General features: G+C 56.7%; 11 protein-coding genes. 8 read left to right on the forward strand and 3 right to left on the reverse strand.

Annotated elements, in window-relative coordinates; genetic code table 11:
• Nucleotides 1-41: 41 nt before the first annotated feature.
• The 5 genes from Q0816_RS19925 (at nucleotide 42) to Q0816_RS19945 (ending at nucleotide 3,405) form a co-directional block, all read left to right on the forward strand.
• On the forward strand, nucleotides 42-911 hold the full coding sequence (locus tag Q0816_RS19925; protein ID WP_298853922.1) for a TauD/TfdA family dioxygenase: 870 nt from the start codon (nucleotides 42-44) through the stop codon (nucleotides 909-911).
• Between the two features lie 212 nt (nucleotides 912-1,123).
• Complete coding sequence (locus tag Q0816_RS19930; RefSeq protein ID WP_298853924.1) at nucleotides 1,124-1,477, forward strand: YbaB/EbfC family nucleoid-associated protein; 354 nt, start codon at nucleotides 1,124-1,126, stop codon at nucleotides 1,475-1,477.
• 64 nt (nucleotides 1,478-1,541) lie between these two features.
• Nucleotides 1,542-2,135, forward strand: a complete 594-nt coding sequence (gene recR / locus Q0816_RS19935; RefSeq protein ID WP_298853926.1) for a recombination mediator RecR — start codon at nucleotides 1,542-1,544, stop codon at nucleotides 2,133-2,135.
• Nucleotides 2,136-2,213: 78 nt separating this feature from the next.
• Nucleotides 2,214-2,777, forward strand: a complete 564-nt coding sequence (locus Q0816_RS19940; RefSeq protein ID WP_298853927.1) for a histidine phosphatase family protein — start codon at nucleotides 2,214-2,216, stop codon at nucleotides 2,775-2,777.
• Nucleotides 2,778-2,916: 139 nt separating this feature from the next.
• Nucleotides 2,917-3,405 carry a hypothetical protein gene (locus tag Q0816_RS19945; protein ID WP_298853929.1) on the forward strand — a complete coding sequence of 163 codons (489 nt, stop codon included), beginning with the start codon at nucleotides 2,917-2,919 and terminating at the stop codon, nucleotides 3,403-3,405.
• Here Q0816_RS19945 and Q0816_RS19950 read toward each other — a convergent pair.
• Nucleotides 3,402-4,031 (reverse strand): ribonuclease T2, encoded by a 630-nt coding sequence (locus tag Q0816_RS19950; RefSeq protein WP_298853931.1) that lies wholly within the window; start codon nucleotides 4,029-4,031, stop codon nucleotides 3,402-3,404. The genes Q0816_RS19945 and Q0816_RS19950 overlap by 4 nt on opposite strands.
• Nucleotides 4,032-4,161: 130 nt before the next feature.
• Between Q0816_RS19950 and Q0816_RS19955 the strand changes: the two genes are divergently transcribed.
• Together Q0816_RS19955 and Q0816_RS19960 are read left to right on the forward strand one after the other, a co-directional pair.
• Entirely contained in the window at nucleotides 4,162-4,923 is a 762-nt protein-coding gene (locus tag Q0816_RS19955) for a DUF1013 domain-containing protein (RefSeq protein WP_298853933.1), read from the forward strand.
• A 51-nt stretch (nucleotides 4,924-4,974) separates the two neighbouring features.
• Nucleotides 4,975-5,364: a hypothetical protein gene (locus tag Q0816_RS19960; RefSeq protein ID WP_298853934.1), complete on the forward strand. Its 390-nt coding sequence runs from the start codon at nucleotides 4,975-4,977 to the stop codon at nucleotides 5,362-5,364.
• Between the two features lie 56 nt (nucleotides 5,365-5,420).
• Here Q0816_RS19960 and Q0816_RS19965 read toward each other — a convergent pair whose 3' ends face one another.
• Together Q0816_RS19965 and Q0816_RS19970 are read right to left on the reverse strand one after the other, a co-directional pair.
• On the reverse strand, nucleotides 5,421-6,452 hold the full coding sequence (locus Q0816_RS19965; RefSeq protein ID WP_298853936.1) for a permease: 1,032 nt from the start codon (nucleotides 6,450-6,452) through the stop codon (nucleotides 5,421-5,423).
• Nucleotides 6,445-6,753: a winged helix-turn-helix domain-containing protein gene (locus Q0816_RS19970; protein WP_298853938.1), complete on the reverse strand. Its 309-nt coding sequence runs from the start codon at nucleotides 6,751-6,753 to the stop codon at nucleotides 6,445-6,447. The genes Q0816_RS19965 and Q0816_RS19970 overlap by 8 nt, the downstream gene beginning before the upstream one ends.
• A 134-nt stretch (nucleotides 6,754-6,887) precedes the next feature.
• Between Q0816_RS19970 and Q0816_RS19975 the strand changes: the two genes are divergently transcribed.
• Nucleotides 6,888-8,348 carry a PLP-dependent aminotransferase family protein gene (locus tag Q0816_RS19975; protein ID WP_298853939.1) on the forward strand — a complete coding sequence of 487 codons (1,461 nt, stop codon included), beginning with the start codon at nucleotides 6,888-6,890 and terminating at the stop codon, nucleotides 8,346-8,348.
• Nucleotides 8,349-8,550 lie beyond the last annotated feature (202 nt).

Below are 8,550 nucleotides of genomic sequence, written 5' to 3' on the forward strand. Positions count from 1 at the left end.
GTGACTCCACCCTGCCATGATGTGAGGGAGGGAGGAAATTCATGCGAACGTCACCACTGCACCCGCGTTTCGGAATGGTCGTTCATGACGTCAATCTGCGCGACGTTACTAACGAGCATCTATATCCCGAAATCCGCCAGGCATTCGAAACCCATTCGGCGCTGCTGTTTCCCGCGCAATCAATCTCGGATGCGGATCACATCCGCCTCGCCGAACTGTTTGGCCCGCTGGAAAACCGCGAAGCCATGGCGGCGGGTCGCGACATCGAGTTTCAGCTTCCCGAGTTGACAAACAAGACAAAGGACGGCGTGCGCGCGAAAGACGATCTGCGCCAGTTGGACTTGCAGGCCAATATGTTGTGGCACACGGACAGTACGTTCTTGCCGACGCCTGCGCTGATCAACATTCTGACCGCTAAGGTCGTGCCCCCTTCCGGTGGTGAAACCGAGCTCGCATCGACCCGCGCGGCGTGGGCGGATATGCCGGCTCATCTGATAGCTGCCCTGAAGGATGCGGTCATCTGGCACCGGTTGTCTCATTCCCGATCCAAAATTTCTGCCGATCTGGCTGCACTGCCGAAAATGACCCGATGGCCGGATCGCCCGTGGCGTGCGATCTGGCCAAACCCCGTGACCAGAGAAGAAGCCCTATTCATCGCCTCGCACGCGTTCGCCATCGAAGGGATGGGGCATGAAGAAAGTCAGGCGCTGCTGGACGAAGCCATCGCGTTCTGTACGCAGCCCGAATATGTCTATTCGCACCAATGGTCTGTCGGCGACGTTCTGATCTGGGACGAACGCGCGACACTGCATCGTGGCCGCCCCTGGGATTATGATCATCCAAGAACTCTGAAATCCATCTGCTGCTCTGTTACCGACGCCGATGGTCTAAAACTTGTCCGAGTGATTTAAGAACCAATCCTCCCGCGCCCGCCACGGTTTATCGGCTGCGCCGATACCCCTGAGCGGTCTTGGGCCCGGCACCACATGGGCCGTGCCCATGTGGTGCCGGGCCCAACGGGGGGAAAGGTCTTGCCAAAGACCTTGACCACGGGTGGGAGAACCCTTGTGCCATGTGGCTGCGACTCGTATTTAGAACGCAAACAGAGACACAGGAGAATACTATGCTGAAAGGACTCGGCGGGCTTGGCGGTCTGGGCGACATGGCCAAGATGATGAAATCCGCACAAGACCTGCAAACGAAGATGACTGAAATGCAGGAAGAGCTGAACCACCTGACGGTTGTTGGCGAATCCGGAGCTGGATTGGTCAAGGCGACTGCAACAGCCAAGGGTGAACTCAAGGGTCTGGACATCGACACGTCCATTTTCAACGGCGACGACAAGGAAGTGGTTGAAGACTTGATCCTGGCCGCGATCAAGGATGCGCAGACCAAAGCAGCAGAACGTTCTCAGGAAGAAATGGCCAAGCTGACCGAAAGCATGGGCCTGCCAGCAGACATCAAGCTGCCGTTCTGATACAGGCTCCTGAACGATCATCGGCCGGGCGGCTTTGCCCGGTCCATTTGCAGGAGCCTGCGGATTGAGTTCCAACAGCGACATAGACAATCTGATCGACCTGATGGCCAAGCTGCCCGGCCTTGGCCCGCGCTCGGCCCGTCGCGCCGTTCTGCATCTGATCCGCAAACGTGCCCTGCTGCTGACGCCCTTGTCTGATGCCATGCAGCAGGTCGCCATAACCGCACGTGAATGTCTGAACTGCGGCAACGTGGGCACCTCCGACATCTGCGGTATCTGCGACAATGAGGCCCGCGCGACCGGAGAGCTGTGCGTGGTCGAGGATGTCGCCGACCTTTGGGCGATGGAACGCGCAGCTGTGTTCAAAGGCCGCTACCACGTTCTGGGCGGCACCCTGTCGGCGCTGGACGGGATCGGACCGGACGAGCTGCGCATTCCCCGCCTCAAGGATCGGGTGATGTCCGAGGGAATATCGGAAGTCATTCTGGCGCTGAACGCCACCGTCGACGGCCAGACCACCGCCCACTACATCGCGGACCAGTTGGAGGGGCAGGTGCGCCTGACCTCACTGGCGCAGGGCGTGCCGATTGGCGGCGAGTTGGATTATCTGGATGACGGGACGATTACAGCGGCGCTGAGGGCGCGGAAAGAGCTTTAGACCAGTATAGTAAAACAGCAATCTTCTTTGATTCAGTAAGAACAACACCTCTACCGGCATTAAAATCAGGTAAACATCTTGAGCAAGTTCCCAGATCTATTTGTCCTCAGGCATGGCGAAACCGAATGGAACACACAGGGCAAATTCCAAGGACGTAAGGACTCTCCGTTGACGGAAAACGGCAAGTCTCAGGCTCGGAAACAAAACGAGATACTCAGTCAAATACCAGATGCCCCTTCGCGCGTTTATGTCAGTCCACAGGATCGGGCAACACACACAGCCCGCTTAGCCACAGCAGCTCATCATGAGGTAATATATGACGATCGGCTTATGGAAATCGCGTTCGGACAATGGGAAGGCGCGACAAGAAGTTTCATCCGGGAGCAAATCGACTACTCCTATGAAAGTTACCATTGGTATTTTCGCAGCCCCGGCGGAGAAAGCTTTGATGATATCTGCGAAAGGGTGGACTCATTTTTGAACGAACAAAATGAGCCTGTGATTATCGTAACCCATGGCGTTACATCTTTAGTGCTCAGAGGGCTTTGGTTGGGCCTTGATCAGGATGATCTGTTACGACTTCCAAGAACACAGGGGTGTGTGTTCCATCTTACTAACGGTATTGAAACCGTTTTAACCTGACCGAATACTTTTTGACCCGGAACTCAGGTTTGTCCCATCAGCGCTGCTGGGAAAGTCTTGGTTCGAAAAAGCGACTTTGGATGATCACTGAACTGCTCTAAGGATAAATAAACTCAGCGAATACTTTGGAGCTCTCCACATGACCCGCCTTCTCGCCTTCACCTTCGCCGCCTTTACAGCCACGTCCGCCTTGTCGCAGGACCTCATCGACAAGGGCTTCGTCGAAGGTTGGAACATCATGATGGATCCCGCGCTCGGCAACGGGTGCTTGATCCAGACGGTTTATCAGGACCTGTCGGTGGTTCGGCTGGGCTATGACGCGTTGGACAATCGCGGGTATTTCGCCGTTTACAACAAGGCTTGGGGCGACATCAATCAAGGCGAAAGCTATCCGATCCGGTTTGAGCTGGATAGCAAAAGCTATGACGCCACTGCCATCGGGTTCAACGAGCGCGACGTACCGGGCGCGACGGTGTTTTTCACCGATCGAAGCTTTGTGAACGCCATCGCTCAGAACAAAACGATGACCGTCTACAACCCCGCAGGTGAGGTGGTGATGGCCATCGACCTCAAAGGAACCGCCAAGGCGCTGGACTACGCCCGCGATTGTCAGAACAAGAAACTCTAACGAATCGGATCGAACAGCGCGTCCTTGGCGGTGCAATCGCGGATCACATCTCGGCCACACGGCACAGGATCAAGGTCGCGCGACAGGCACAGGCGGACCTCTTCAATAAAGCCCTGCTTGCAGGTGATCGTGATCATGTCGCGTTCCAACTCGGGATTGGCTTTCAGAAAGGCCTCTTCGACCACCGAAGCGGGCAGTTTGACGGATGAGTCCAGCTTGCGAAACACCTGCGGGCGTTCGACCGCTTCATAGGCCCGCCGGGACAAGGCGAAATAATCGGACGCCGATAGCCCCGAGCATGTGCCGTGTTTCTTCCACTGATGCCACGCAAGGCCGGAATTGCCCTGAATATCCTCCATTTCCCGCGTCATGTGACGCGGAGGTGGAGCCTCGGCCGTACGGCAAAACGACGGCCAGCCCTGATGGAATTGCGGCCAAAGCCCATGCAGAATCCACCCATGGTCATGTCGTCCGTGACATTGGTCGGCTCCACGTGCATCACCTTCGCGCGCGCACCAGTTGGGTGACCAGCTGAGCGACAGCACGTAGTAATCAAACTCACCCGCTTTTTCGCCCTCGGCCACCGCAGCCATCGCGCTGAAGACCCACAAAACTACCCAGCGCATTCGCCTCTTCCCTTCTTGCTGTGTGGCGACTATATACGGCCCAAGTTCCCCGACAACGGAAACCTGCCCCAAGACCAAGGGGCCGCCGAATTCCGGCGACGGGACAGATGTATGCATAGGAGACGGGCTGATGGCAAAACCGCTTATGGCCAAGGCAACCGCCGTATGGCTGGTGGACAATACCACGATCAGCTTCAAGCAGATCGCGGATTTCGTAGGGATGCACGAATTGGAAGTGCAGGGTATCGCTGACGGCGATGTGGCTGCTGGCGTGAAGGGCTTTGACCCGATTGCCAACAACCAGCTGACCCAGGACGAGATCGACGCAGCGCAGGACAACCCGCTTTACAAGCTGAAGCTCAAGTTCAACCCGGCGGCGTCTGGTGAAGAAAAGCGCCGTGGCCCGCGTTACACTCCGCTGTCGAAGCGTCAGGACCGTCCGAATTCGATTCTGTGGCTGGTCAAGTTCCATCCGGAACTCAGCGATGGTCAGATCGCCAAACTGGTGGGCACAACCAAACCCACCATCCAGTCGATCCGCGAGCGCACCCACTGGAACATCTCCAATATGCAACCCATCGACCCTGTCGCCCTGGGCCTGTGCAAACAGTCCGAGCTGGACACAGCCGTGCAGAAGGCAGCCGCCAAGAAAGCGGCTGAGGGCGGTGTGATGAGTGACGATGAGCGTCGTAAGCTGGTGTCGACCGAGCAGTCGCTAGAAATGGATGCAGCGCCGAAGATCCCGACTGCGATCGAAGGCCTGGAAACCTTCTCGCTGTCCGATGAACCATCGGAAGAGAAAGACGACGAGCCGATTATTGACGCCGACAGCTTCTTCAATCTGCCCAAAGGTGGGGCGGATGACGAAGACGAAGACGATCTTCGCCCGTAACGTACAATCAGCCCTGGCCAGAACAGTTGGGGCTTTTTTGACGGACTTGCCATGCTGAGCATTCTTTCTGCGGCTTTTGGCCCGCACCGCGCCGTTACCATCTACGCCTTTCTCAAAACCTGGGGGCTGGGTCTGGCTGGCGGCGTTGTTATGATCGCCATCGTCACCACCTTGTTTTTGCTTGGGGATGAAGGCGAACACAAGCACGAGGCGTTCCTGATCGTCCCGGTTCTGTCCGCAACCCCGGTGAACGGAGACCTGAAGAACGGCGTCGTGGCTTCGATCCGCTTGCCGGATGGATCTGCCACGTCAATCACTTCGACAGAGGCGCAGGTTTCGCAGACGGTGGGCACGACAGCCTGTGTGGAAAAACGCGTTTACGTCGAAAGCGGCGAAGCCCGGTATCGGTTCAAACTGCCACGTCTCTGCGAAGGCAGTTAACCGGAATAGTTCAGTCAAGAAACCGCCCGGTGCTGACACCGGGCGGTTTTTTTAGTTCATACCATCTGAAAGATGATGCCTGCGACTATTGCGCCACCTACACCAAGGCTCAGATAGGTTGCAAAGACGCGTGGCTTGACCAGTGACCACACTGCGGCCATCGCCGGAATGGAACTGACGGCACCCGCAACCATGAACGACATGGCAGCCCCTGCGCTCATTCCCTGCTCCATCAACCCCGCCAATAGCGGAGGCGCCACGTAGGAATTCAGATAGGCGGGCATTCCCACAAGTGCGGCAACGACGATCGGCAACACGCCTTCTCCGCCCACCACGCCGGCGATCAGATCAGCAGGCACGTAGTTGACCAACAGAGCTTCGAGCACATAGGCCAGAGCCAGCCATTTCAGCAGAAACAATCCGTTATGAATAAATTCCGAACGGAATCGTAGGCGGCGTTCGGGCTCTTGCCAGAATTTCCAGACCGGCTTGTCATCCATTTTCGGACCGCATCCGCAACATCCGGCAGGTTTGTATTCCCGCAGGGGCTGGGCAAACGCACCTTGGCGCATCAGCAATCGCACGGCGAACCCACCGAACAGGCCAAGGGCGACAGCAGCAACAGCTTTACCAATGGCGAAGGGCCATCCAAGTGCACCCGCAGTAATCAATAGCGTCGGCGGATCGATCAATGGTGAGCTGAGCCAGAACGCCATGACCGCAGACAATGGCGCGCCAAGGGCCAGAAGACCGGCAATAAAGGGAATGACTTCGCAGGAACAAAACGGTGCAAGCCCACCGAACAGCGCAGCCAGAAAGATCATTCGGGTCTCGCGGCCCTCAAAGGCGCGCGCCACCATCACTTCAGCTCCGGTCGCCTTGAGGTAAGACAACAGAAGCACGGCAAACAGGATATATTGCCCTGTATGCGCCAGCGCCTTGACCGCAAAAGTCACCACCTCTCGCAGATTGCTGGGGTCCAGGATTGCCACTGCCGCAAGGATTGCAACGATCAATGCCCAAGGGGTCTTGATCAGGTCCAACGCCCCTTTGGCTGTCATCCGGGGGTTTTGAGTTAATTCAGCCATCGTTTGCGGCCTTTCCAACTGCGTCGGCGCAACACTCGCTGAGAATGAATTGCGCCAGATTTCTCAATTCGTCGTAACAGGCCCGGTTGATCGTGGTTCGACCGATCTTTTCCTGTTCGACCACCCCACCAGCCGCAAGAAACCGCAGGTGATGAGCCAAAGTCGACGGGGCGATTCCCGTCCGGTTCTGGATCTCGCCAACGGTCAAACCGGCCTCGCCAGCCCTGACCAGAGTCTTGAGGACTTTCAGCCGGGCTTCAGAGCCCATGGCAGAAAATCCGGCAGCAGCAGCTTCCCACATGAGTCACCTCCATTAAACTAGATTTCTAGTTATGTAGTTTGAATTGACTCCCCGGTCAACCCACCTGATGGAAAATTCGCAGCGACAACGTAAGTCCAGATTGCCCCCGCCTTAAGTCCACCCTATAAGCAGGCATGGGGATTTCCGTCGATACATTCTTTCTGGAACTCAATGGTCAGGGCACATTGCAGGCCCAGATCCAGCAGATGATTGCCGAAGGCATCCTGTCTGGTCGTTTTCACGTCGGGGAAAAACTGCCGTCGTCGCGCAAATTGGCGGCGCATCTGGGTGTCAGCAGAATTACGGTGACGCTGGCTTATACCGAATTGTTGGCCAATGATTACCTGACTGCCAAGGGACGGTCCGGATACTATGTCTCGCAAAATGCACCTGTCCCGCCCAAATACTCGCCAGTCCAGCGTGGCACCGAGACCGTGGACTGGGACAAAGCACTGGCGCGCCGTTTTCTGGACAGAAACGTTCTGCCGAAACCCAGCGACTGGCGGGAATATCGCTATCCGTTCATCTACGGTCAGGCCGACCGGACTTTGTTTGATCACGCCAACTGGCGATTATGTGCTGTCCGCGCGTTGGGTCATAAGGACTTCGATTCCCTGACCGGAGACTACGTGGACCAGGATGATCCGCTGTTGGTGGAGTTTATTGCGCGTCACACCCTGCCACGTCGCGGCATCGTTGCCCGCCCTGAAGAGATATTGATCACCCTGGGCGCGCAGAATGCATTGTGGTTGGCCTCGCGCATTTTGCTGACCCATAATCGTACTGCGGTAATAGAAGACCCTTGCTATTACGCGCTGCGAAGCCTTCTAAATCACTGGGACTGCGCTGTAACACCCTTAAGTGTTGATCGGGACGGTCTGCCACCCGAGACAATCCCCGACGAAGCTGATGTGATCTTTACCACCCCCAGCCATCAAAGCCCGACAACCGCGACTATGCCGATCGAACGTCGCAACCAGTTACTGGACCGGGCACGTGATCTGGACGCGATGGTTGTCGAGGACGATTACGAATTTGAAATGGCCTTTCTGGGCGCACCTTCTCCGGCGCTCAAATCCATGGACCGGGATGGGCGTGTGATTTACGTCGGCAGCTTTTCCAAATCTCTGTTCCCCGGATTACGCCTTGGATATATGGTCGGCTCAGAACCGTTCATCCGCGAGGCGCGCGCGCTGCGCTCATTGGTTCTGCGCCATCCACCGGGTCACATTCAGCGCACGGCGGCATATTTCCTGTCATTGGGCCATTACGACGCGCAGATCCGGCGCATGTCAAAAGCACTGCAAGAGCGGCGCGATGTGATGGACAAGGCCATCGCGGAAAGCGGCCTGACCGTGGCTGGGCGCGGTGTGATAGGGGGTTCGTCAATGTGGATGTCGGCCCCCAATCATATGGATACTGCACAGCTCGCAAGCAGGTTGCAGAACCAGGGTGTTCATATTGAGCCGGGCGCACCGTTTTTCTCGGGACCAGACAGGCCACAGAATTTTTACCGCCTCGGTTACTCCTCCATTTCGACCAACCGCATCGCACCGGGTGTGAAACTTATCGCGGATGCTATTCGGACGACCTGAGCCGTATCTGGACCTAATCCGGCTTTCGTTTTGGCCCTAACGCAGGCCGCACCCTTACGCCAAAACCATATCAAACGCCGGGTACAGTACCCGGATTCACTCACTCATGTTTGGAGAGCACCCAGATGAAGATGACGACTGAAGAGGCCTTTGTTAAGGTTCTGCAGATGCACGGGATTGAACATGCGTTCGGGATCATTGG

Source organism: uncultured Ruegeria sp. (assembly GCF_947497005.1).
GTDB lineage: Bacteria > Pseudomonadota > Alphaproteobacteria > Rhodobacterales > Rhodobacteraceae > Ruegeria.

Bases quoted from the DNA above. Each gene is read 5' to 3' on its own strand.
- Q0816_RS19925 (WP_298853922.1), top strand. From the start codon at position 42: ATGCGAACGTCACCACTGCACCCGCGTTTCGGAATGGTCGTTCATGAC.
- Q0816_RS19930 (WP_298853924.1), top strand. From the start codon at position 1,124: ATGCTGAAAGGACTCGGCGGGCTTGGCGGTCTGGGCGACATGGCCAAG.
- Q0816_RS19945 (WP_298853929.1), top strand. From the start codon at position 2,917: ATGACCCGCCTTCTCGCCTTCACCTTCGCCGCCTTTACAGCCACGTCC.
- Q0816_RS19950 (WP_298853931.1), bottom strand. From the start codon at position 4,031: ATGCGCTGGGTAGTTTTGTGGGTCTTCAGCGCGATGGCTGCGGTGGCC.
- Q0816_RS19955 (WP_298853933.1), top strand. From the start codon at position 4,162: ATGGCAAAACCGCTTATGGCCAAGGCAACCGCCGTATGGCTGGTGGAC.
- Q0816_RS19960 (WP_298853934.1), top strand. From the start codon at position 4,975: ATGCTGAGCATTCTTTCTGCGGCTTTTGGCCCGCACCGCGCCGTTACC.
- Q0816_RS19965 (WP_298853936.1), bottom strand. From the start codon at position 6,452: ATGGCTGAATTAACTCAAAACCCCCGGATGACAGCCAAAGGGGCGTTG.
- Q0816_RS19970 (WP_298853938.1), bottom strand. From the start codon at position 6,753: ATGTGGGAAGCTGCTGCTGCCGGATTTTCTGCCATGGGCTCTGAAGCC.
- Q0816_RS19975 (WP_298853939.1), top strand. From the start codon at position 6,888: ATGGGGATTTCCGTCGATACATTCTTTCTGGAACTCAATGGTCAGGGC.